The sequence below is a fragment of the Rahnella sp. WP5 genome (genome assembly GCF_000745615.1).
Classification (GTDB): Bacteria; Pseudomonadota; Gammaproteobacteria; order Enterobacterales; family Enterobacteriaceae; genus Rahnella; species Rahnella aceris.
In genome coordinates, this window is record NZ_KN050721.1 from 400433 (window position 1) to 423825 (window position 23393).

Annotated in this window: 18 protein-coding genes and 6 tRNA genes; 6 read left to right on the forward strand and 18 right to left on the reverse strand. The window is 50.4% G+C overall.

Translation table 11 applies throughout. The features are described 5' to 3' along the window. Positions 1-77: 77 nt before the first annotated feature. From ybeY to miaB, 3 genes are all read right to left on the reverse strand, one after another. Positions 78-551 carry an rRNA maturation RNase YbeY gene (ybeY, locus tag EX31_RS23190; protein WP_013576482.1) on the reverse strand — a complete coding sequence of 158 codons (474 nt, stop codon included), beginning with the start codon at positions 549-551 and terminating at the stop codon, positions 78-80. Beyond that, entirely contained in the window at positions 548-1624 is a 1077-nt protein-coding gene (locus tag EX31_RS23195; protein ID WP_112151683.1) for a PhoH family protein, read from the reverse strand. Before EX31_RS23195 ends, ybeY begins: the two co-directional genes overlap by 4 nt. Before the next feature lie 245 nt (positions 1625-1869). After that, complete coding sequence (gene miaB, locus EX31_RS23205) at positions 1870-3294, reverse strand: tRNA (N6-isopentenyl adenosine(37)-C2)-methylthiotransferase MiaB (RefSeq protein ID WP_013576480.1); 1425 nt, start codon at positions 3292-3294, stop codon at positions 1870-1872. A 188-nt stretch (positions 3295-3482) separates the two neighbouring features. On the opposite strand from miaB, the gene ubiF reads away from it, so the two are divergent. Next, positions 3483-4667 carry a 3-demethoxyubiquinol 3-hydroxylase gene (gene ubiF / locus EX31_RS23210; protein WP_013576479.1) on the forward strand — a complete coding sequence of 395 codons (1185 nt, stop codon included), beginning with the start codon at positions 3483-3485 and terminating at the stop codon, positions 4665-4667. Between the two features lie 107 nt (positions 4668-4774). On the opposite strand, the gene EX31_RS23215 is transcribed toward ubiF, so the two are convergent. From EX31_RS23215 to nagB, 11 genes are all read right to left on the reverse strand, one after another. Continuing rightward, a tRNA-Gln gene (locus EX31_RS23215) sits at positions 4775-4849 on the reverse strand. Positions 4850-4893: 44 nt separating this feature from the next. Next, positions 4894-4970, reverse strand: a tRNA-Met gene (locus EX31_RS23220). Between the two features lie 92 nt (positions 4971-5062). Next, a tRNA-Gln gene (locus EX31_RS23225) sits at positions 5063-5137 on the reverse strand. Between the two features lie 70 nt (positions 5138-5207). After that, positions 5208-5282 (reverse strand) — tRNA-Gln (locus EX31_RS23230). Between the two features lie 23 nt (positions 5283-5305). Beyond that, positions 5306-5390: transfer RNA gene (locus tag EX31_RS23235), tRNA-Leu, on the reverse strand. Positions 5391-5397: 7 nt separating this feature from the next. Continuing rightward, positions 5398-5474: transfer RNA gene (locus EX31_RS23240), tRNA-Met, on the reverse strand. A 228-nt stretch (positions 5475-5702) separates the two neighbouring features. Then, a complete protein-coding gene (asnB, locus tag EX31_RS23245) occupies positions 5703-7367 on the reverse strand; it encodes an asparagine synthase B (RefSeq protein WP_037037050.1) in 1665 nt (554 codons plus the stop codon). Between the two features lie 360 nt (positions 7368-7727). Then, positions 7728-8480, reverse strand: coding sequence for an HAD-IIA family hydrolase (locus tag EX31_RS23250; RefSeq protein ID WP_015690266.1), 753 nt, complete (start codon positions 8478-8480; stop codon positions 7728-7730). A 57-nt stretch (positions 8481-8537) separates the two neighbouring features. Then, complete coding sequence (locus EX31_RS23255; protein WP_013576476.1) at positions 8538-9761, reverse strand: DNA-binding transcriptional regulator NagC; 1224 nt, start codon at positions 9759-9761, stop codon at positions 8538-8540. 20 nt (positions 9762-9781) lie between these two features. After that, complete coding sequence (nagA, locus tag EX31_RS23260; protein ID WP_013576475.1) at positions 9782-10921, reverse strand: N-acetylglucosamine-6-phosphate deacetylase; 1140 nt, start codon at positions 10919-10921, stop codon at positions 9782-9784. A 149-nt stretch (positions 10922-11070) separates the two neighbouring features. After that, positions 11071-11871 (reverse strand): glucosamine-6-phosphate deaminase, encoded by an 801-nt coding sequence (nagB, locus tag EX31_RS23265; RefSeq protein WP_037037052.1) that lies wholly within the window; start codon positions 11869-11871, stop codon positions 11071-11073. A 385-nt stretch (positions 11872-12256) separates the two neighbouring features. On the opposite strand from nagB, the gene nagE reads away from it, so the two are divergent. The 4 genes from nagE to chiQ all read left to right on the forward strand — a co-directional run bounded on the left by nagE (position 12257) and on the right by chiQ (position 18354). Beyond that, the gene (nagE, locus tag EX31_RS23270) at positions 12257-14293 is read left to right on the forward strand and encodes an N-acetylglucosamine-specific PTS transporter subunit IIBC (protein ID WP_126125306.1); all 2037 of its coding nucleotides are present in this window, start codon (positions 12257-12259) and stop codon (positions 14291-14293) included. A 192-nt stretch (positions 14294-14485) separates the two neighbouring features. Next, positions 14486-16156, forward strand: coding sequence for a glutamine--tRNA ligase (glnS, locus tag EX31_RS23275; RefSeq protein WP_015690263.1), 1671 nt, complete (start codon positions 14486-14488; stop codon positions 16154-16156). 478 nt (positions 16157-16634) lie between these two features. Further along, a complete protein-coding gene (locus tag EX31_RS23280) occupies positions 16635-18005 on the forward strand; it encodes a chitoporin ChiP (protein ID WP_231576106.1) in 1371 nt (456 codons plus the stop codon). Between the two features lie 13 nt (positions 18006-18018). Further along, positions 18019-18354, forward strand: a complete 336-nt coding sequence (gene chiQ / locus EX31_RS23285; RefSeq protein WP_037037495.1) for a ChiQ/YbfN family lipoprotein — start codon at positions 18019-18021, stop codon at positions 18352-18354. A 128-nt stretch (positions 18355-18482) separates the two neighbouring features. On the opposite strand, the gene fur is transcribed toward chiQ, so the two are convergent. Both fur and fldA read right to left on the reverse strand, forming a co-directional pair. Then, positions 18483-18938: a ferric iron uptake transcriptional regulator gene (fur, locus tag EX31_RS23290; protein ID WP_013576469.1), complete on the reverse strand. Its 456-nt coding sequence runs from the start codon at positions 18936-18938 to the stop codon at positions 18483-18485. 312 nt (positions 18939-19250) lie between these two features. After that, complete coding sequence (fldA, locus tag EX31_RS23295; protein ID WP_013576468.1) at positions 19251-19778, reverse strand: flavodoxin FldA; 528 nt, start codon at positions 19776-19778, stop codon at positions 19251-19253. Between the two features lie 421 nt (positions 19779-20199). On the opposite strand from fldA, the gene EX31_RS23300 reads away from it, so the two are divergent. Then, positions 20200-21864, forward strand: a complete 1665-nt coding sequence (locus EX31_RS23300) for a methyl-accepting chemotaxis protein (RefSeq protein WP_037037061.1) — start codon at positions 20200-20202, stop codon at positions 21862-21864. Positions 21865-21940: 76 nt separating this feature from the next. Here EX31_RS23300 and ybfE read toward each other — a convergent pair whose 3' ends face one another. Both ybfE and ybfF read right to left on the reverse strand, forming a co-directional pair. After that, positions 21941-22222, reverse strand: coding sequence for a LexA regulated protein (gene ybfE, locus EX31_RS23305; RefSeq protein ID WP_015690259.1), 282 nt, complete (start codon positions 22220-22222; stop codon positions 21941-21943). 261 nt (positions 22223-22483) lie between these two features. After that, positions 22484-23266, reverse strand: coding sequence for an esterase (gene ybfF / locus EX31_RS23310; RefSeq protein WP_037037498.1), 783 nt, complete (start codon positions 23264-23266; stop codon positions 22484-22486). Positions 23267-23393 lie beyond the last annotated feature (127 nt).

Genomic DNA, 23393 nt, shown 5'->3' on the forward strand with positions numbered 1-23393 from the left:
TAGTTAGTGAAAATTATGCGAAACGCCTGCGGATGAACACGTTATCAGGCAGGCATTACGCGAGTTTACTGTGAAGCTTAGTTATCTTCTTTCTCTGAAATATACGGATCCGGATACCCCAGACCCTGCATGATTTCAGTTTCAATCGATTCCATTTCTTCGGCTTCTTCGTCAACGATATGGTCATAGCCCAGCAAATGCAAACTGCCGTGAATGACCATATGCGCCCAGTGAGCCAGAAGTTCTTTGTCCTGCTCTTTTGCTTCTTTCTCCACAACCTGGCGACAAATAATCAGGTCGCCAAGAAGCGGCATCTCCATACCAGGAGGTGCTTCGAACGGAAAGGATAACACGTTGGTCGGTTTATCCATCCCACGATAAGTCATATTAAGTTCATGACTTTCAGGGATATCGACCAGACGGATTGTGACTTCTGATTCTTCCTGAAACTGAGGAAGAACCGCTTCAAGCCAGGTCTGAAAATCATTTTCTGACGGTAAACCTGCTGCATCTTCGCAGGCAATTTGTAAATCGAGGATTACCGTGTTCATTGACTGGCCTGTTGTGTTGAGCTGTTCTGATGTTCATGTTTACGCTCTGCGGCAATCGCATCGCGGCGTTTTTGATCTTCTTCTTCCCAGGCTTCGTACGCGACAACAATGCGCGCAACGACCGGATGACGTACCACGTCTTCACTGTGGAAGAAATTAAAGCTGAGTTCTTCGACTGACGACAGCACTTCAATCGCATGACGAAGCCCTGATTTCTGATGACGCGGCAAGTCGATTTGCGTCACGTCACCGGTGATCACCGCTTTGGAGTTAAAACCAATACGGGTCAGGAACATCTTCATTTGTTCGATAGACGTGTTCTGGCTTTCATCAAGGATAATAAAAGCGTCGTTCAATGTACGTCCACGCATGTAAGCCAGCGGGGCGACTTCAATAACGTTGCGCTCAATCAGTTTTTCAACTTTCTCAAAACCGAGCATTTCGAACAATGCGTCATACAGCGGGCGCAGATATGGGTCAACTTTCTGACTGAGATCCCCCGGCAGGAAGCCCAGTTTTTCACCGGCTTCAACGGCAGGGCGGGTCAGCAGAATGCGGCGCACTTCCTGACGCTCCAGCGCATCCACCGCAGCAGCCACGGCCAGATACGTTTTACCGGTACCTGCAGGACCGATCCCGAAGGTAATGTCGTGGTCGAGGATGTTGGCGATATACTGCGCCTGATTGGGCGTGCGCGGCTTCACCATGCCACGCTTGGTTTTGATGATGACCGCTTTGCCGAAGTCGGGCACACTTTCTGCTGTTTGTTCCAGTACCCGGCTTTCTTTGATCGCCAGATGAATTTTTTCAGGATCGATATCCTGGATCTCACCGCGCAGCGGCGCAGTGTCAACGTATAAATCACGCAGGATGTCGGCGGCTGCCGCAACCGGCAGGCTCTTTCCGACCAATTTAAACGCGTTATCACGACGGTTGATTTCAACGCCCAACCGGCGCTCCAGTTGTTTGATATTGTCATCAAACGGCCCGCACAGGCTCAGCAAACGCTGGTTGTCTTCGGGCTCCAGTAAAATCTCTTGTGTTACAACGTTCAAACGAATCCTCTGGGTCACTTCGGACCAGTTGTCATTTCACCCGGCTGAGTCACTGCTTTCAGCCGCCAACCATACCTGACTTAATAATACATGCCCTTGGCAAAATATGCTGCGCCGTGGCAGCAGTTGCAGGCACCGTCATCCGGATATGCGGCCTTTGCTGGAAAATTAAACCCTTATGATGAGGTTATTACCGAAAATCTCAAAAGAAACAGGACGCCGGAGCGCCCTGTTGATTTCAGGCTGTGCATCATTCTGATGGTTCAGGGTTGATATAATCCAACGCCCAATTCATTTTCTTTGCGGGTGCGTTCGATAACTGATTGTGGTGATTCATGCAGGCGAAGCGCCATCTGTTCTTCCGTACGGACAACCACACCGCGCAGTGAGTTGGCATACACGTCGACAATTTCGACATCAACGAACTTACCAATCATGTCCGGTGTGCCTTCGAAGTTGACCACGCGGTTGCATTCGGTACGGCCGGTCAGCTCCATAATGTCCTTGCGGGACGTGCCTTCCACCAGAATACGCTGAACAGTACCCAGCGTGGCGCGGCTAAAGCGCATGACTTGCTGTGTGATTCTGTCCTGTAACAGCGCCAGACGCTGTTTCTTCTCATCCATGCTGACATCATCAACCATATCTGCCGCCGGTGTGCCCGGACGCGGAGAATAGATGAAGCTGAAGCTGACGTCGTAATTCACCTGCGCAATCAAATCCATCGTACGTTCAAAATCTTCGTTCGTTTCGCCAGGGAAACCGATGATAAAATCTGAACTGAAATGAATATCAGGACGCGCGGCGCGTAACTTGCGGATAGTCGATTTATATTCCAGCACTGTATGAGGACGCTTCATCATCGTCAGAATGCGATCGGAACCACTTTGGATCGGCAGATGCAGGAAGCTCACCACTTCAGGCGTATCTTTATAGACTTCTATAATATCATCAGTAAATTCCACCGGATGACTTGTGGTGAAACGGATACGGTCGATACCGTCAATCGCTGCCACCAGACGCAGCAGCTCAGCGAAGGTGCACACGCCACCCTCAAACGCATCGCCACGATACGCATTAACGTTCTGGCCCAGCAGGTTAACTTCACGCACGCCTTGCGCGGCCAGTTGTGCCACTTCAAACAATACGTCATCGCACGGGCGGCTGACTTCTTCACCGCGCGTATAAGGCACTACACAGAAGCTGCAATATTTGTTGCAGCCTTCCATGATGGAAACGAAAGCTGTCGGGCCGTCTGCGCGGGGTTCCGGCAGGCGGTCAAATTTTTCGATTTCAGGAAAGCTGATATCCACGACCGGGCTTTTGGTGCCACGTACGTGGTTCACCATTTCCGGTAAACGATGCAAGGTTTGCGGACCGAAGACGATGTCGACACAAGGCGCACGTTTACGCAGCATTTCGCCTTCCTGTGATGCGACGCAGCCACCCACCCCAATGATAATATTCGGGTTTTTCTTTTTCAGTAATTTCCAGTGTCCGAGCAGGCTGAACACTTTCTCCTGCGCCTTTTCCCTTATTGAGCAGGTATTCAGCAGCAGAATGTCTGCTTCTTCAGCGTTATCCGTCAGCTGGTAACCATGGGTGCTGTCGAGAAGGTCAGCCATTTTGGATGAATCATATTCATTCATCTGGCAGCCCCAGGTTTTTATGTGCAGTTTTTTAGTCATCAGCGTGTCAGTACTCAATACGGGAAACGTTAGATCGGCAGTGCCGCAGTGCATAGCATAGTTCAGGGGCGCTATTGTAAACCCTCACTCCAGTGCTGACCAGTGCAGGAAAGCAGCTTAGGCCCTGATGCCAACACAAAAATCCGGTACACTTCGCATAATGAACTGAACAGAAAGCCGGAATAATAATGAATAATTCTGAGAAGACATTTGATGCAGTCATTGTGGGTGGCGGCATGGTGGGCGCTGCCACAGCCCTGGGGCTGGCGCAGCAGGGATTGCAGGTCGCTTTGATAGAGAATGAAGAACCTGCCGGGTTTGATCCGTCAGCGCCGGCTGATTTGCGTATCTCCGCGATTGGTTGCGCGTCTGTGCGCTTTTTACAGAAACTGGGTGCGTGGGGTGCGGTTGAGAAAATGCGCTCAGTCCCATACCGCCGCCTGGAAACCTGGGAAGTTGACGGTTCTGAAGTGAAATTCGATGCGCAGTCTCTCGGATTGCCGGAACTGGGCTTCATGGTCGAAAACCGGGTACTTCAGCTGGCGCTGTGGCAACAGTTTGATGCCCTCACCAGTCTGACCCGTTTTTGCCCGGCAAAATTGCGTCACCTTTTGCAGCACGATGATAAAACCTGGTCTCTGCAACTGACTACGGGTGAATTACTGCGCACGCCACTTGTGGTCGCTGCCGATGGTGCGAATTCGCTGGTGCGGCAGTTAGCGGGGATTGGTGTGGATGGTTGGGAATACCGCCAGCACTGTATGCTGATTCATGTAGAAACCGCAACGCCGAATCAGGACGTGACATGGCAGCAATTTTTCCCTTCCGGCCCGCGGGCGTTCCTGCCGCTGTTTGATAATCAGGCCTCGCTGGTCTGGTATGACAGCCCGCAGCGTATCCGTTATCTGAAAACGCTGAATATGCAGCAACTTACGACAGAAGTGATGCAGGCTTTCCCGGCACGGCTGGGCACAGTGAAAGCAATATCCGCAGGTGCATTCCCACTGGTTCGCCGTCACGCTCAGCGTTATGTCTTACCGGGGCTGGCGCTGGTGGGTGACGCAGCGCACACCATCAATCCTCTGGCAGGGCAGGGCGTCAATCTGGGATACCGTGATGTGGAAGCGTTATTATCGGTGCTGGAAAAGGCGCGTGACCATGATGAAGCGTGGAGCAGCGAGAAAGTATTACTGCGCTATCAGCGTCAGCGTCGTTTGGATAATCTGCTGATGCAAAGCGGGATGGATTTATTCTATACCGCCTTCAGTAACGATCTGGCACCGGTGAAAGCGTTGCGTAATCTGGCGCTGATGACCGCACAACGTACGGGCGCACTGAAAACCAAAGCACTTAAATACGCATTGGGGATTTAATGACGTCAAGGCTGGTGGGAAAACATCTCCACCAGACCTCTATTTTTAGATAAAGATTTAAAATACATAAAAGCAAAAGGCCTGCTAAAAAGCAGGCCTTTCTAATGTGGCTGGGGTGCCAGGATTCGAACCTGGGTATGCTGGTATCAGAAACCAGAGCCTTACCGCTTGGCGACACCCCAATTTTGTTTCTCACTACCTTTTGAGTAGTGTACTGCAAGTAAAATGGTGGCTACGACGGGATTTGAACCTGTGACCCCATCATTATGAGTGATGTGCTCTAACCAGCTGAGCTACGTAGCCAAATTCTACTGACTTACTTCAAAACTTCAAGCACTAATTTAACTAACTTAATAATAAATTTCAAGTGCTTACCAATTATACAGAAAGAAGTATGGCTGGGGTACCTGGATTCGAACCAGGGTATGCTGGTATCAAAAACCAGTGCCTTACCGCTTGGCGATACCCCAACAGTACAACTTCTTCAAATTGGATTTTCCTCACAACCACATCAGTACAACAATGTGAAAGGTAAGAAAATGGCTGGGGTACCAGGATTCGAACCTGGGAATGCTGGTATCAAAAACCAGTGCCTTACCGCTTGGCGATACCCCAACTGTGCTGCCGATGTCTGGAAATGGTGCGGGAGGCGAGACTTGAACTCGCACACCTTGCGGCGCTAGAACCTAAATCTAGTGCGTCTACCAATTTCGCCACTCCCGCAAAAAGATGGTGGCTACGACGGGATTCGAACCTGTGACCCCATCATTATGAGTGATGTGCTCTAACCAACTGAGCTACGTAGCCATCTTTTTTCGCGCTACCTTCATCGGCGTTGCGGGGCGCATTATGCGTATATGACCGTTTTGCGTCAACACCTTTTTTGGAGAAAAAGGCCTGACGGCGTCCATTTGTCTGGCTTATAACCACTCTGGTGATTAATTGGACAAAAGACATTATTTTTACTGACTTTACCCATTAAAAAACGGGCCTGAAGAGGCCCGTTTGCGACAAGGATATTTACCGGTAAATCGGTTATTTATAAGCGGACTGATGCACGCCAACGGCACGGCCAGAAGGATCGTCCATGTTTTTGAACGCTTCGTCCCATTCAATGGCTTTCGCTGAAGAACAGGCCACTGACGGCCCGCCAGGCACACATTCAGCCGCGCTTGGCACCGGGAATAACTCTTCAAAAATCGTACGGTACAGGTAGCCTTCTTTCGAAGTCGGCGTGTTGTACGGGAAACGGAAATGTGCAGTTTCAAGCTGTTGATCGGTGATCTGCTGAGAGGCCACTTCTTTTAAGGTATCGATCCAGCTGTAACCTACGCCATCAGAGAACTGTTCTTTCTGTCGCCAGGCCACGCTGTGAGGCAAATAAGACTCGAAACATTCACGCAGGATATGTTTCTCCATCTTGCCGTTGCCGCACATCTTGTCTTTCGGGTTGATACGCATCGCGACGTCGAGGAATTTTTTGTCCAGGAACGGGACGCGGGCTTCAACACCCCAGGCTGACATGGCTTTGTTGGCACGCGCACAGTCATACATATGCAGGGCCAGCAATTTACGCACGGTTTCTTCATGGAATTCTTTAGCGTTTGGTGCTTTATGGAAATACAGATAGCCGCCCAACACTTCGTCTGCGCCTTCGCCAGACAACACCATTTTGATGCCCATCGCTTTGATTTTACGCGACATCAGATACATCGGCGTTGATGCGCGGATAGTCGTGACGTCATACGTTTCAATGTGATAGATAACATCGCGGATAGCATCCAGACCTTCCTGCACGGTGAAGTGAATTTCGTGGTGCACGGTGCCTAAATGGTTGGCGACTTCCTGAGCAGCGCGCAGGTCCGGTGAACCTTGCAGACCGACGGCAAAGGAGTGCAGTTGCGGCCACCAGGCTTCGCTCTGATCTTTATCTTCAATACGGCGGCCGGCAAATTTCTTGGTGATGGCGGAAATCACGGAGGAATCCAGACCACCAGACAGCAGCACGCCGTAAGGCACGTCAGACATCAGGTGACTTTTTACCGCTTCTTCCAGTGCATCTTTCAGCGCTGCAGCGTCAGTGACGTTGTCTTTGACGTTTTCGAAGTCAAACCAGTCACGCTGGTAGTATTCGCGAATTTCACCGTCCTGGCTCCACAGATAGCTGCCTGCCGGGAATTCTTTGATGGTGCGGCAAGCCGGCACCAGCGCTTTCATTTCTGAAGCGACGTACATGTTGCCGTGTTCGTCGTAGCCCATGTACAGAGGGATAATGCCCAGATGGTCGCGGCCAATCAGGTAGGCGTCTTTTTCTGTGTCATACAGAATAAAGGCGAACATACCTTGCAGTTCATCGAGGAAGGCAGGGCCTTTTTCCTGATACAGCGCCAGAATGACTTCACAGTCAGATGCGGTCTGGAATTCATACTTGTCGCCCAGTTCTGCGCGCAAAGCCTGATGGTTGTAAATTTCGCCGTTCACAGCCAGAACGTGGGTGTGTGCTGCGTTGTACAAAGGTTGTGCGCCGTTGTTCACGTCGACAATGGACAGACGCTCATGCGACAGAATGGCTTTATCGCTGGCAAACACACCGGACCAGTCGGGTCCGCGGTGACGCATCAGGCGCGACAGTTCCAGCGCTTTTTTGCGCAGCTCGACAGCGTCAGTTTTGATATCGAGCACACCGAAAATTGAACACATATGACTTTCTCCCTAACGACCTTTCTCTGGCTGTTATTTTTATGATTACGAATGAGGATCAACGTTGCCGTTCTTTCAGTTTTAGCCCGGCGTTGTTGCGTTGCTGACTATGAAAATGCGTCAAAACCCCTATGTTGTGCAAGTGGTTTAACGCTCTTCTGATAAATAGTTGGTTGATGGTGGGTTATCTTTGATGAATCACCAGTTTTATGGCGATTCTGTTAGCGGATTATTAATTTAATCGCCAAAAATTGAGGAGGATTCAAAAAAAGAGAAAAGTGGATAAAAATCAGACGGCAAGACAAAAAAAAGAGCCTGAATAAAGATCCAGACTCGTTTTCAGGCAGTGGCCGGAAACGCTTAAATCACGTCGATATCGGCAACTGAAGGGTAAATCCAGGTCGGACGGAAAGGCATTCCCTCAATATCGTTGAGCGTGGAAACGCCAGTCAGCACCAGAACGGTTTCCAGACCTGCCTGGAAGCCCGCCAGAATGTCAGTACGCAGATTATCCCCCACAATGACGGTATCTTCGGAATGCGCCTGCATTTTATTTAACGCCGAACGGATAATCCACGGGCTCGGTTTGCCGACATAAAATGGCTGGCGTCCGGTAATTTTTTCGATCGGTGCACACAATGCGCCGCAGGCAGGGACAAAACCGTGTCCGTGGTTATCAGGATTTGTCGCGATAAAGCGCGCGCCGTTTGCCACGAAATAGGCGGCTTTATGGATCATGTCCCAGTTATAAGAACGGGTTTCGCCGACAATCACGAAATCAGGATTGATATCGGTAATGGTAAAACCGGCTTTATAGAGTTCATGAATCAGCGCACCTTCGCCGACGACATAGGCTTTTTTGCCTTCCTGACGTTTGAGGAAATCGGCTGTGGCCATCGCAGAGGTGAAAAATGCACTTTCAGGCACGTCGAGACCGGCAGCGCCGAAGCGGTTTGCCAGATCCTGTGCTGTCTGGGAAGGGTAGTTAGTGAGAATAACCAGAGGCATTCCCTGTTCCTGAATCCGCGCCAGAAAACGATCGGCGCCAGGTACTGCGGTATTGTCGTGCAACAGCACGCCATCAATGTCACAAATTACGTTCTTTATCGTCATAATTTCCAAACCCACATTTTCAGTCCCATTCCTGGCAGCCAGATACTATAGCACGTCTTAATTTTCCATCAGACGCTGTAACAGAACGCCATTCAGCATCGCCCGTTTAACCAGGGCAAACGCACCAATCGCTGACTGATGATTCAGGGCAGAGGTCACTACCGGTAAATTACGGCGGAAATCTTTCAGAACCTGCGCATTAATGCAGTTCTGAATTGCCGGAAGCAGAACCTTATCGGCTTCGGTGATTTCGCCGGCAATCACGACTTTTTGCGGGTTGAACAGATTTATCGCGATCGACACACCTTTACCCAACTGGCGGCCAACGTGTTCGATGACTTCGGTTGCCAGCGGATCGTGGCGGTTGGCCGCTTTGCAGATCGCTGAAATTGAACAGTCATTCAGACTCAGCTTGCTGGCGTAGCCTTGCGTCAGTAAATGGCGCACCCGATTTTCGATGGCAGCGTTAGCCGCAACGGTTTCCAGACAGCCGAAATTACCGCAATGGCAGCGTTCGCCCAGCGGGTCGATCTGAATATGGCCGATTTCACCGACGTTGCCGTTACTGCCGAGAAAAATCTGGCCGTTAACGATGATTCCGGCACCGGTACCACGGTGTAAACGAACCAAAATAGAGTCCTGACAGTCGCGGGTTGCACCGAAGTAGTGTTCGGCAAGCGCCAGACTGCGGATATCGTGGCCGACAAAACTGGTGACTTTAAACCGGGCTTCCAGCGCATCGACTAATTTCCACGCGCCCACGCTGATATGCGGCATATAGCGCACGATGCCTTTATTCGGATCGACCAGCCCCGGAAGAATGACGGAAATGGCAATCAGTTCGCGGATTTTGCGCTGATTCAGTTCAATGAATTGCTGGATAGCTTCGAACAGCGCGTTCTCCAGGGTTTCCTGAGTGCGTTCGGGCAGGGCGTAATGTTGTTCGGCCAGCGATTTTGCGCTGAGATCATAAAGCGTAATCGTCGCATCATGGCGACCAAGACGTACTGCGATGGTATGGAAAGGGCGGGTTTCGGTGATGATAGAAATAGCGCGGCGCCCTCCGGTGGAAGCCTGCTGATCAACTTCTTTAATCAGCCCGCGCTCAAGCAATTGTCGGGTAATTTTGGTCACACTGGCGGGCGCTAACTGACTCATGTCAGCAATCTGAATGCGCGAGATGGGACCTTGTTGGTCAATCAGGCGGTAAACCGCCGCGCCGTTTAACTGCTTAACCAGATCAACGTTGCCGATTTGTGCCTGCTGTCCGCCAGTTGTCATCAATGCTGTTATCCGCTCAATTAAACTTCGTCACCATTAACGATAGTTTTTGTGATTTTAAAATCATGAGTGAACGCGGTGAGGTTGGCGACTTTACCTGCTTCGATGCTGCCCAGTTGGTCTTCAACACCAATGGCGCGTGCCGGATAAAGCGTTGCCATACGCAGCGTTTCGTCCAGTGCGATGCCAACATGTTCGACGCTATTTTGTACCGCTTCGATCATCGTCAGCGCAGAGCCGCTCAGTGTTCCGTTTTCGTCCACACAGAGTCCGTCACGGTAGTATATTGTTTTACCGGCAAAAATGAACTCATCAATATTCGCGCCAGCCGGAGCCGTTGCGTCAGTGACCAGCACCAGCTTCTCGCCTTTGAGCTTTTTCGCATTGCGAATATTCGCCCAGTCAACGTGAAGACCATCAGCAATCACGCCGGTATAGACTTCTGGCGTATCGAAGATTGCACCAATAAGACCAGGCTGACGGCCCGTGATGGCGGGCATTGCATTATAAAGGTGCGTAGCAAAGCTGATACCTGCGGCAAAACCGGCACGGGCTTCAGCATAGGTGGAATTTGAATGGCCTGCGGAAATCACTATTCCTGCATCACGCATCTGGCGGATATATTTTGCATCAACCTGTTCGGGTGCGAGCGTCAGTTGGGTGATCACGTCCGCGTTTGCACACAGAAAATCAATCATCGCGCTGTCTGGCAGGCGGATAAAGGCCGGGTTGTGCGTGCCTTTTTTCAGCGGGCTGAGGTAGGGTCCTTCAAGGTGCAGACCCAGTGCCTGGTTCGGATACTTTTCCAGATAGGTACGCATCACGCTGATACCGTGTTTCATGTAGTCATCGCTACAGGTAATCAGCGTCGGTAAGAAACTGGTACAGCCGGATTTTTCATTGGCTTTCTGCATGATTTCTAACGTTTCTACTGAAATCGCTTCCAGTGAATCGTTGAATTGCACGCCGCCACAACCATTAAGTTGCAGATCGATAAATCCGGGGGCAAGAATGGCGCCATCCAGACTGCGGGTTTCCACATTCGCCGGCAATTCACTTACCGGGCAGACACGTTCAATTTTGCCATCGGCAATGACCACCGCGTGGTTATCCAGAACGTCATGACCGGTATAGACCCGGCCGTTCACTAAAGCGTACATCATGCCCCCTAGTACGTTTGCCCTTCTCCAGTCACGCTGCTGCTGCGTTGGCTGCCTCACTCACTCCGGTCACTTACTTCAGTAAGCTCCCGGAGATTCGCTCGTTGCCGCCTTGCCGCAACCCGACTGGCTTTGGGCATAATTTTGGATCAGAGATTTTTCATATTTTCCGCTTCTAACTCGCGGAAATATTTAACAGTTTTGACTTTCAGTTCCATGGTGGACGGTTCGTCACACACCATAACGGCTTTCGCGTGCAATTGCAGGCAGCTGATGGTCCACATATGGTTGATATTACCTTCAACTGCCGCTTCCAGCGCCTGCGCTTTCGCATGGCCGGTCACCAGAATCATCACTTCTTCTGCGTCCAGCAACGTGCCCACGCCAACGGTCAGGGCGTATTTTGGCACCTGAGAGACATCGTTGTCGAAGAAACGTGAGTTCGCGATACGGGTTTCATGGGTCAGGGTTTTGATACGCGTACGGGAAGCCAGAGAAGAGGCTGGTTCGTTGAATGCGATATGACCGTCATTACCCACGCCGCCCATAAACAGGTGAATTTTGCCGTAAGACTTAATTTTCGCTTCGTACTGGCGGCATTCTTCGTTGACGTCTGCTGCATTACCATTCAGCAGATTGATGTTTTCGCGTGGAATATCAACGTGGTCAAAGAAGTTTTTGTACATAAACGTATGGTAGCTCTCAGGGTGTTCCTGCGGCAGACCGACATATTCGTCCATGTTGAAGGTCACTACGTTCTTAAAGCTAACCTGGCCTGCTTTATGCATGGCGATTAAATGTTTGTAAGCTTCGAGCGGCGTGCCACCGGTTGGTAAACCCAGAACAAAAGGGCGATCAGCAGTGGGTTTAAATGCGTTGATGCGTTCAACAATATGACGTGCAGCCCATTTGCCAACTTCAGTGGGGGTGTTTAATGGAATAAGTCTCATCAGATACCTCTTAGTTTCAGAATATTGAATATAATGTGTCTGTCCTCCGCTGAAGTGTTAGCGCGGGACAATAAGTCAGAAAGCAGTTTTGGGTTCAGGGCGGTCTTGTTAAGCGTAAACCACCGCAACGGTTTATGACTGGCACAATACCGTCTGGATTTTTTTAATGATAAAATAAGTTTGGTGTATTGACCAGTGAAATGGCATGTTATGACCTCTTTTTGGTGACAAATCTCACAAAAAGAGAGGTTTTAATTTGCGATACGAAATAATATTTTTACACTCGCAATTGCAGTTGGTTAAATCGGAACGGTAAATGTAAAAGGTAGTAAACATACTAATTAAACTACTTTGGTGATTCGCTTACGGGCGAGTAGGGGGAATGTTGAATATACTGAGTTATTTACAAAAGATTGGCCGGGCATTAATGGTGCCCGTTGCTACGTTGCCAGCCGCCGCAATCCTCATGGGCGTCGGTTACTGGATCGACCCTGTGGGTTGGGGGGGAGACAATGCGCTGGCGGCATTTTTCATTAAATCTGGCTCCGCCATCATTGAAAACATGTCCGTACTGTTTGCGATCGGTGTGGCGTATGGCATGTCCAAAGACAAAGACGGTGCAGCTGCACTGACGGGTTTTGTCGGTTTCCTGGTGCTGACCACGCTGTGTTCGCCTGCAGCCGTGTCCATGATTCAGAAGATCCCGTTAGACCAGGTGCCGGCGGCATTTGGTAAAATCAATAACCAGTTTGTCGGTATCTTAGTCGGTATCATTTCTGCCGAGTTGTACAACCGTTTCAGCCACGTCGAGTTGCCGAAAGCGCTGTCATTCTTCAGTGGTCGTCGTCTGGTTCCGATCCTGACTTCTTTCCTGATGATCATCGTCGCCTTCATCCTGATGTATGTATGGCCACTGATTTTCAACGGTCTGGTGACCTTCGGTGAGCATATCCAGCAACTGGGTTCTGCCGGTGCCGGTATCTATGCCTTCTTCAACCGTTTACTGATCCCGGTCGGTCTGCATCATGCACTGAACTCCGTGTTCTGGTTTGATGTTGCAGGTATTAACGATATCCCTAACTTCCTCGGTGGTCAGGAATCTATCCAGTCAGGTAAAGCGGTGGTAGGTATCACCGGTCGTTATCAGGCCGGTTTCTTCCCGATCATGATGTTTGGTCTTCCGGGCGCGGCACTGGCGATTTACCACTGCGCACGTCCTGAAAACAAAGCAAAAGTTGCTGGTATCATGCTGGCTGCTGCTTTCGCTTCCTTCTTTACCGGTATCACCGAACCGCTGGAGTTCTCCTTCATGTTCGTTGCGCCGGTGCTGTATGTGATTCACGCCGTACTGACCGGGATTTCGGTCTTCATCGCAGCAAGCATGCACTGGATTGCCGGTTTCGGCTTCAGCGCAGGTTTGGTGGATATGGTGCTGTCTTCCCGTAACCCGCTGGCGACTCACTGGTACATGCTGATCCCTCAGGGTCTGGTGTTCTTCGTGATTTACTATGTGGTGTTCCGTTTCACCATCCAGAAATTCAACCTGCTGACCCCGGGACGTGAACTGGCAGTGGCCGGTGACGAAGCGGACGGTTACGACGTTGATGTGGAATCTGCTGGCAACAAAGGTGACGAAACCGTTGCTCTGGCACGCCGTTATATCAGTGCCATCGGTGGTTCAGAAAACCTGACCGGCATTGATGCCTGTATCACCCGTCTGCGCCTGAACGTGAAAGACTCGGCACTGGTCAACGACGGACTGGCGAAACGTCTGGGCGCTTCAGGAGTTATCCGTCTGAATAAACAAAGCGTGCAGGTGATTGTCGGTACCCGTGCCGAAATCATTGCCGGTGCGATGCGTACCGCACTGAATGCAGGCCCGATTGCTGCGGCTACCGTGACTCCGGCTGCGCCAGTGTCTGAAATCAAACCTCAGGCAGTGCCAAACAGCGTGAAAACGGTAGTGGAAACCTTAGTGTCTCCGGTTACCGGTGACATTGTGGCGCTGGATCAGGTGCCTGATGAAGCCTTTGCCAGCAAAGCGGTGGGTGATGGTGTTGCCATCCGTCCTACCGATAAAATCGTTGTGTCGCCGGCTGCGGGCACGGTGGTGAAAATCTTCAATACCAATCATGCGTTCTGCCTGGAAACGACTTCCGGTGCTGAAATCGTGGTGCATATGGGGATTGATACTGTTGCACTGAACGGCCAGGGCTTTACCCGCCTGGTTGAAGAAGGGGCAACAGTCACTGCCGGTCAGCCTGTACTGGAACTGGATCTGGATTATCTGAATGCCAATGCGCGCTCAATGATCAGCCCGGTAGTCGTCAGCAATATTGATGATTATACCGGTGTGACGTCACTGGCCAGCGGTTCAGTGGTTGCCGGTCAAACGAAACTGTTCGATATCCAGGGCAAATAACCCTGCGGATGACGTAACAGGTCGACGTAGTGACAGCGGGAAGAGAGCGATCTCTTCCCGTTTTTTATTGTCTGAGGACAGAGGCACCAGAGATAACCACGATTTAATGCAACTAACGGTTGTTTCCCGGCGTGGCTTGTTGGAACATAAGCGGTTATCCGTAGAGTCAATGTTGCGTAGAGGAATTGCACAATGAGTGAGGCTGAAGCCCGCCCAACAAATTTTATCCGTCAGATTATTGATGAAGATCTGGCGACCGGGAAACACAATACCGTTCACACCCGTTTCCCACCTGAGCCTAATGGTTATCTGCACATCGGTCATGCGAAATCTATCTGCCTGAATTTCGGCATCGCGCAAGACTATCAGGGCCAGTGTAATCTGCGTTTTGACGATACCAACCCGGCAAAAGAAGACATCGAATTCGTTGAGTCAATCAAACGCGACGTCCAGTGGTTAGGTTTCGACTGGAGCGGCGATATTCATTACTCCTCGGACTATTTTGATCAACTGCATGCTTATGCGCTTGAACTGATCAACAAAGGTCTGGCGTATGTTGATGAACTGTCTCCTGACCAGATCCGTGAATATCGCGGTTCCCTGACGTCGCCGGGTAAAAACAGCCCGTACCGCGATCGCACCGTGGAAGAGAACATTGCGTTATTTGAAAAAATGCGTAACGGTGAGTTCGCCGAAGGCGCTGCGTGTCTGCGTGCAAAAATCGATATGGCCTCGCCATTCTTTGTCATGCGTGATCCGGTTCTGTACCGTATTAAATTCGCAGAACATCACCAGACCGGTAAAAAATGGTGCATCTATCCGATGTACGATTTCACCCACTGCATTTCCGATGCGCTGGAAGGGATTACCCATTCGCTGTGTACGCTGGAATTCCAGGATAACCGTCGTCTGTACGACTGGGTTCTGGATAATATTTCTATTCCATGCCACCCGCGTCAGTACGAATTCTCCCGTCTGAATCTCGAATACTCCATCATGTCCAAGCGCAAGCTGAACCTGCTGGTGACCGAGAAGATTGTTGAAGGCTGGGATGACCCGCGCATGCCGACCGTTTCAGGTCTGCGTCGCCGGGGCTATACCGCGGCGTCTATCCGTGAATTCTGCCGTCGTATCGGCGTTACCAAGCAGGATAACAACGTCGAAATGATGGCGCTGGAATCTTGCATCCGTGACGATCTCAACGAGAACGCACCGCGCGCCATGGCGGTTATCAATCCGGTTAAAGTGATCATTGAAAACTTTACCGGTGATGATGTGCAGATGGTGAAGATGCCGAATCATCCGGGCAAACCGGAAATGGGCACCCGCGAAGTGCCGTTTACCCGTGAGATTTACATTGATCAGGCTGATTTCCGCGAAGAAGCCAACAAGCAGTACAAACGTCTGGTGTTGGGCAAAGAAGTGCGCCTGCGTAATGCGTATGTGATCAAAGCAGAACGTATCGAGAAAGACGAGGAAGGGAATATCACCACTATCTTCTGTTCTTACGATATCGACACGCTGAGCAAAGATCCTGCCGATGGCCGCAAGGTGAAAGGCGTGATCCACTGGGTGTCCGCGTCTGAAGGTAAACCTGCTGAGTTCCGCCTGTATGACCGTCTGTTCAGCGTCGCAAACCCGGGCCAGGCGGAAGACTTCCTGACCACCATCAACCCGGATTCCCTGGTGATTTCCCACGGTTTCGTGGAGCCATCACTGGTGGCTGCACAGGCTGAAATCAGCCTGCAGTTTGAGCGTGAAGGTTACTTCTGTGCCGACAACCGCTACTCAAGTGCTGAACATCTGGTGTTTAACCGTACCGTTGGCCTGCGTGATACCTGGGAAAGCAAACCCGTCGCGTAAGCCCTCAGTATGAGGTAACAAAAACGCAGTTCAGGCTGCGTTTTTTTTCGCCTGTTATTCTTGTCAGAGATGCCTTTTGTTTTTCGTCGCGAATTAATGTATTTCCTATGCTTACTTTTAAAACGTTGTGCCACAGCCGTTCATATTGCTGAAACGTTTAAATTGTAAGATGATTTTGTTTAATCATCTGTTTTAATTATGTATTATTGTAGTCCACTGCTTTAATCCTTTCCTGCATACCTCTGTAATACTTTTTCATCTTTATGTGCACTTTGTCATATTTCGATGATTAATGATTAATTACTCATTGATAATTCGTGTCGCGAAAAATACTCTTGATGTTGATTTAACCGGTTACGCCTCTGGCGACCGCTTTTTATACCCGTTTGGGTTTTGCTCGTTTTTTTAGTCAACATGAGGAATCTCTATGCACAAGCACCGTAACAGGGGCAGGGGATCGGCTTACCTGAAACCTGCCATGTATTCTCTCGCCGGCACCTTACTGGGTGGCGGAATGATGTTTTCACAAGAGACCAAAGCAGCCGGTTTTATTGATGATTCCACACTGACCGGCGGTGTGTACTACTGGCAGCGTGAACGTGACCGCAAGGACATGGATCCGGCGAGTGACCACTACAAAGACTATACAACCAACCTTTCGCATTCTACCGCTAACCTGAACCTCGATTTTTCTTCCGGCTATGCCTGGGACATGTTTGGTATTGATATCGCAGCCTTTACGGCGATTGAAATGGCCGAGAGCAGCGAGAGCGGCCATCCCAACGAAATCGCCTTTTCCAACAGCAACCGCGCCTACGACGAAGATTACTCCGGGGATAAAAGTGGGGTCAGTCTTTATAAGGCAGCCGGTAAATTCAAATACGGCGGATTCTGGGGGCACGCAGGGTATATTCAGCCTACCGGACAGACGCTGATCGCACCGCACTGGAGCTTTATGCCGGGTACGTATCGCGGTGCGGAAGCCGGTTATAAACACGATTTCGGTGACCCGGGTGAACTGAGTTTCTCCTATATGTGGGCTGATGAATATAAATCGCCGTGGCATCTGGAAATGGATGATTTCCGCCAGAATGACAAGAAAACCGGCGTTTCTTATATTCATTCGCTCGGTGCGAAATATGATTTTAAAAATGACTTCGTACTGGAAGGCGCATTTGGCCAGGCTGAAAGTTATGTCGATCAGTATTTTGCTAAAGCCTCGTACAAAATGGATCTGCTGGGCAATCCGCTGACCACCAGCTATCAGTTCTATGGCGCAGAAGACCGCATCAGTGACAAGAATGATCCGAACAGTCTGTATGACGGTCTGGCATGGTTGCAGGCACTGACCTTCGGCTATACCACCGGGCAGTTTAACTGGCGTCTGGAAGGGACGATGGTGAAAGCGGAAGGGAATCAGGGTTACTTCCTGCAACGTATGACCCCGACCTATTCCTCTTCAAACGGTCGTCTTGATGTGTGGTGGGACAACCGTTCTGACTTCAACGCCAACGGTGAGAAAGCCGTGTATGCCGGCGTGCTTTATGATCTGGCGAAATGGGATTTACCGGGCTTAGCGGTCGGTGGTTCGTACGTCTATGCGTGGGATGCCAAACCGAGCACCAACGCCGCTTACGACCAGAGCCAGCGCCTGAAAGAAAGCGCCTGGAGTCTGGATGCGCTGTACACCATTCAGGAAGGTCGCGCGAAAGGGACGTTGTTCAAACTGCATTACACCCAGTACGACAACCACTCTGATCTTCCTAGCTGGAGTGGCGGGTACGGCAACATATTCCAGGATGAAAAAGACGTGAAATTCATTGTCATTGCTCCATTCACTATTTTCTGAGGTCGTTATGTCGATGAATAAATTACTGATGATTGTGATGTCGTCCGTGCTTCTGGCTGGTTGTGCACCTACCGCCGATCAGGCACAAATATCCCAAACGCGGGAAGATTACCGTGCCTGTATCAATACGTCAGAAGGCAATCCGGACAAACTGGCATCCTGCGAGGTGTTACTGAATAAACTGAAACAGGAAAAAGCCCACCAGCAATTTGCAGAACAGGAGACGGTGCGCGTGGTGGATTACCAGCGATGTCTGACGGCGCGTAAAACTGGCGACGGTCAGGCATATGCTGCTGATTGCGGGAAAATATGGCAGGAAATAAAAACGAACAATTCACCTAAGCCGTGAATCTCAGCAGCGAAACATACCCCGGCTTGCCGGGGTTTTTTATGCCTGCTATCCGGGCTTAATCTGCGTCGATATCAGACATAAAAAAACCGCTTTTCAGCGGTTAATTTAGTCAAAGCCTGTGCAGATTACTGCGCAGGTTTATCGTTGTGCAAAGAGTCATCTTCGCGGCAATCGCCTGCTTCACAGTGACCGTACAAATACAGGCTGTGGTTGGTGAGCTTGATACCGTGTTTCTTAGCAATCTCACGCTGACGACCTTCAATATATTCGTCACGGAATTCGATCACACGACCGCAATCCAGACAGATCAGGTGGTCGTGGTGATGTTGCTGGGTCAGTTCGAATACGGACTTGCCGCCTTCGAAGTTATGACGGGTGACAATACCGGCGTCGTCAAACTGGTTCAGAACGCGGTAAACCGTCGCCAGGCCAATTTCTTCACCCATATCAATCAGTTGCTTGTAAAGATCTTCCGCACTAACGTGATGACCTTCCGGCGCTTGCAGCACTTCCAGGATTTTGAGGCGCGGAAGCGTGACTTTTAAGCCGGCTTTCTTCAGTGCGGTGTTGTTGTCAGTCATGCGGATTCAGTCCTGTTACTATGTGCTAATCAAGTTGAGGCATGCAGCCTGTGGCATCGGCGGCACAAAATTATTCGTTTAGTCTCTTCGTTTAACGCAATGTGCCAATTCTCGTCAACGACAGCCTGTTAATAAAGATCACAAATTGCCGGTCACATTTGGAATGCAACGACTTGATCAATAGAAAAAACAGAGGAACTCAGTGTACCTTGATACGACCGAAAGTTACAATTTTGTAGCAGTTAAATTGTTAATTTCAGTAATAGTTTGGCCCTTCAATTGTAGAATAAATCCTCAGGGCCAACAGGGTTTTTAGCCAATAATTTCAGAAAGGCTAAGTTCTTCTGTGATCTGTTTCACCCAGGCATCAACACGTTCGCTGGTCAGTTCGGGCTGACGATCTTCGTCAATTGCCAGTCCTATGAAGTGCTTATCATCCGCCAGGCCTTTAGATGCTTCAAAGTGGTAACCTTCGGTAGGCCAATGTCCGACAATCACTGCGCCGCGTGGCTCAATGATATCGCGCACGGTGCCCAGCGCATCGCAGAAATATTCGGCGTAGTCTTCCTGGTCACCGCAACCAAACAGTGCCACCAGCTTACCTTCGAAATCTATCTCTTCCAGCGTTGGGAAAAAGTCGTCCCAGTCACACTGCGCTTCACCGTAATACCAGGTTGGAATGCCGATAAGCAAAATATCGAATTTTTCCAGATCCTCTTTGCTGCTCTTCGCAATGTCATGCACCTCTGCAACATCTTTACCCAATTGCTTCTGGATCATTTTTGCGATGTTTTCGGTGTTACCTGTATCGGATCCAAAGAAGATACCTACAACGGCCATAAGATTACCTAACCTCTTGTTCTCAATGAAGTGCTCTGCAACGCAGGCAATAATAATGCAGATGATAGCAAACTCGTGCGGCGGAGAATATGCTTCTGCTCGCCTTCTTAACTGGGAAATAAGTTTATCGGGCAATATTTTTAAGTGTTATCGCCTTTGTGTGCTTTCACCTGCGGCGAATTAACCTCAGGGTTAATAAGGTCAAAAGCAAGTTTGAGAAATAAGTTGTCACAATACTAAATTTCGAGAACATTCCGCCGATAGATGATTCGGGAGCAATCTCAACATAATAAAGAAATCGATGCCCGGAGAGGTGTTCAAACATGTCCTGGGGCACTTGCCTGCTGGTTACCTGTCTTGATTCTCCGCATCCCCGTCAATCCTCAGGCCAGAAACAGACATGTTTCGAGAGAGGCATATCGTGCAGTTTTTAAAAAATATCACCATCAGGGCCGCTTTATTAACCATTCTTGGCATCTTTTGCGTCATGTGGGCAGGTGTTTCCCTTTACACCGTCACCTCACTGGACACACTGACCCAAAATACCAAAAATAGTACCGAGCTGGTCAACAATATGGCGCTGATCAATAAAGGAAATGATCAGTATTTTCGTACCGTGACGCGCCTGAGCCGCGCCGTGGCACAGCTTCAGGCCGATCCGTCAAAAGGTCCGGAAATTTTTGATACCGCCAAACAATCACTCAGTGGGCTGACGCAGGCTCTGGCCAGTTTTAAAGCGGCACCGCATCCGGGGCTGGAAGATTCCTCCGTGCAGGAATTAATCACCAGTTGGGAAAATCTGATCACGCAGGGCGTCACGCCATTGTTCGACGCAGCCCGCAGCAAAAATACGGAGTCCTATAACCAGCTAGCCAATTCCACCGTACCTGCACTGAGCCGCAGCTTTGGCTCATCGATGGAGAAAGTCAGCGGTCAGATCGCTGTCGATTTTGATGCGGCACAACGGCAATCCACCCATCTGACGTCATTTAGCAAAGTGATTCTGCTGACGGCATTTGGTATCGGGCTGGTGATTTTATTGCTGACTGACCGTTATCTGGTGATGGCGCTGGTGAAGCCGCTGGATAAAATCCGCGGTCACTTCGCGGTGATCGCCAGCGGCGATCTGACGTTTTATCTGGAAGAATTCGGTAAAAACTGCGCCGGTAAGCTGATTCCGTTGCTGAACGAGATGCAGTTGAGCCTGGTCAATACCGTTCAGACCATCCGCAACTGCACCAATCACATCTATCAGGGCGCGTCAGAAATTTCAGCCGGGAACAACGATTTGTCTTCCCGTACGGAAGAACAGGCGTCGGCGCTGGAAGAAACCGCTGCCAGCATGGAAGAACTGACGGCTACCGTTAAACACAATGCCGATAACGCGCATCACGCCAGCCAGCTGGTGATGGAGGCTTCCACCACCGCGCAGAAGGGCGGCAACATCGTGGCAGACGTGGTCAGCACCATGAAAGATATCTCCGGCAGCTCGAAGAAAATTGCTGAAATCACTTCTGTGATTAACAGCATCGCTTTCCAGACCAACATTCTGGCGCTGAATGCTGCCGTCGAAGCGGCACGTGCGGGCGAGCAGGGGCGCGGTTTTGCAGTGGTTGCCAGCGAAGTGCGCAATCTTGCACAACGCAGTGCGCAGGCGGCGAAAGAAATCGAGCAGCTTATCAGCGAATCGGTTTCCCGCGTCGACAGCGGTTCGAAATTGGTTGAAAACGCCGGTCAGACGATGAATGAAGTGGTGCGCTCAATTACGCATGTCACTGACATCATGGCGGAAATCGCCTCTGCATCCGATGAGCAAAGCAAAGGAATCAGTCAGGTGGCGGTTGCCGTCACAGAAATGGACAGCGTCACACAGCAGAACGCCGCGCTGGTAGAACAGGCGTCGCAGGCTGCGGTATCACTGGAAGAGCAGGCTTCATTGCTGAACAATGCCGTTGCTACGTTCAAACTTAAAGATAGCGTGACGAGCGTCGGTTCACGTCCGGCGAAGTCAATTTCCGCACCGTTATTGCGTCCGGATACCAGCATGCTTTCGGCGAAAAGTGCTGAAAACTGGGAAACGTTCTGAGCAGGAAGACGTGAATTAATATGGAATAAGTAAGAAAAAACAAACGGGTAGCCTGAGAGGGTTACCCGCTTTTCAATCAGCCTTCATGACCGTTAAGATGCGACAGCAGCATCTCTTCAATCAATTCGCTACGACTGATATTGCGTTCTTCTGCCAGCTTATTGAGCATATCAACAGCATCGGCATTCATTTTCAGCTCCACACGACGCAGGCCGCTCGCTTTATCGCGGCGTAACTGGTTGCGCTTATTGATCCTGAGCTGTTCATCACGGGATAGCGGATTTGTTTTTGGACGCCCCGGACGACGGTCATCTGCGAACAGATCAATCGTCGTGCGATCCAGTTGTTCTTTTGCCATAGGTAGCGGTACAACCAGGGAAGTTTTTACATCGGAAAACCGCAAGCCGGTTCCTGACGAGCGTTTCACACATTTCGGGCTAAGAAACCCTGACCCAATTCACCTCCCGCGACTCACTGTGAGTAAACGGGGCGGCAAAATTATAGCGCGCAATCATACACTGGCGCACCAGGGGTTCACAACGCCTGATTACCCTGATTTCATGATAACTTCTTAAGTTGTGCAGACTTTTTGCACAATTTATCCCCAGGATGTTAAACCTCAGGCCGCATCGATGAAACGGTGCACCGCGCGCAGTACTGCATCGGGTTTTTCCGCGTGCACCCAATGACCGGCTCCCGCCACCACATGCGCTTTGGCCTGCGGAAATTGTCGGGCAATCGCGTCGCGATATTCATCCTGCACATACGGCGATAGCCCGCCACGGATAAACAGCGCCGGACGATCCCACGGAGGCACGTCTTCCCAGCCGGTAATAGTTTCGTATTCACTGAGCAGCACCGGCACGTTAAAGCGCCATTCTCCCTGCTGGAATGATTTGAGCAGGAACTGGATCACGCCGTCTTCCTTTATATACGTACGCATGCATTCGGTAGCGGAGGTACGGTCGCGGAGTCCTGCCTCGGTCACGGCATTAATCGCCGCAAAAATCTCATCATGGCGACGCACGTGATAATCCACCGGCGCGACATCAATGGCGATCAACTTTTCGATACGGTCGGGGATCAGTGCCGTCAACGCCATCGCCGCTTTCCCACCCATTGAATGGCCGATCACAATGACTTTTTGGAAACCAACAGCATCCAGCGTTTCCACTAAATCCTGCGCCATGGCGGCGTAAGACATTTCATCAGAACGTCCTGACTGGCCGTGATTACGCAAATCCACCTGTAACACGTTATGCTGTTGTCTCAGGTCCCGGGCCAGAATGCCCAGATTATCAAGGGTGCCGAACAATCCGTGGATGAGCAAAACCGGCAGTGCAGTGCTGTCAGCGACTTCAGATTCTTGCAGGCGATAATGTAATTTCATAGAGAAGTTCATACAGATAAACAATCTCATTAGGTTATCATGACTTGCGGATAATTTTTTAAAACAGAAAGTTTCTGCCAGATGCCTGAGCGGGATTTGACTACCAGGAGCAGAACGGGCCGGAGCCTGCATGCAGCAA

Excerpts from the sequence above, each read along its gene's own strand:
- ybeY (WP_013576482.1), bottom strand. The coding sequence starts at position 551 with ATGAACACGGTAATCCTCGATTTACAAATTGCCTGCGAAGATGCAGCA.
- miaB (WP_013576480.1), bottom strand. The coding sequence starts at position 3,294 with ATGACTAAAAAACTGCACATAAAAACCTGGGGCTGCCAGATGAATGAA.
- ubiF (WP_013576479.1), top strand. The coding sequence starts at position 3,483 with ATGAATAATTCTGAGAAGACATTTGATGCAGTCATTGTGGGTGGCGGC.
- asnB (WP_037037050.1), bottom strand. The coding sequence starts at position 7,367 with ATGTGTTCAATTTTCGGTGTGCTCGATATCAAAACTGACGCTGTCGAG.
- EX31_RS23250 (WP_015690266.1), bottom strand. The coding sequence starts at position 8,480 with ATGACGATAAAGAACGTAATTTGTGACATTGATGGCGTGCTGTTGCAC.
- EX31_RS23255 (WP_013576476.1), bottom strand. The coding sequence starts at position 9,761 with ATGACAACTGGCGGACAGCAGGCACAAATCGGCAACGTTGATCTGGTT.
- nagA (WP_013576475.1), bottom strand. The coding sequence starts at position 10,921 with ATGTACGCTTTAGTGAACGGCCGGGTCTATACCGGTCATGACGTTCTG.
- nagB (WP_037037052.1), bottom strand. The coding sequence starts at position 11,871 with ATGAGACTTATTCCATTAAACACCCCCACTGAAGTTGGCAAATGGGCT.
- glnS (WP_015690263.1), top strand. The coding sequence starts at position 14,486 with ATGAGTGAGGCTGAAGCCCGCCCAACAAATTTTATCCGTCAGATTATT.
- EX31_RS23280 (WP_231576106.1), top strand. The coding sequence starts at position 16,635 with ATGTATTCTCTCGCCGGCACCTTACTGGGTGGCGGAATGATGTTTTCA.
- chiQ (WP_037037495.1), top strand. The coding sequence starts at position 18,019 with ATGAATAAATTACTGATGATTGTGATGTCGTCCGTGCTTCTGGCTGGT.
- fur (WP_013576469.1), bottom strand. The coding sequence starts at position 18,938 with ATGACTGACAACAACACCGCACTGAAGAAAGCCGGCTTAAAAGTCACG.
- fldA (WP_013576468.1), bottom strand. The coding sequence starts at position 19,778 with ATGGCCGTTGTAGGTATCTTCTTTGGATCCGATACAGGTAACACCGAA.
- ybfE (WP_015690259.1), bottom strand. The coding sequence starts at position 22,222 with ATGGCAAAAGAACAACTGGATCGCACGACGATTGATCTGTTCGCAGAT.
- ybfF (WP_037037498.1), bottom strand. The coding sequence starts at position 23,266 with ATGAACTTCTCTATGAAATTACATTATCGCCTGCAAGAATCTGAAGTC.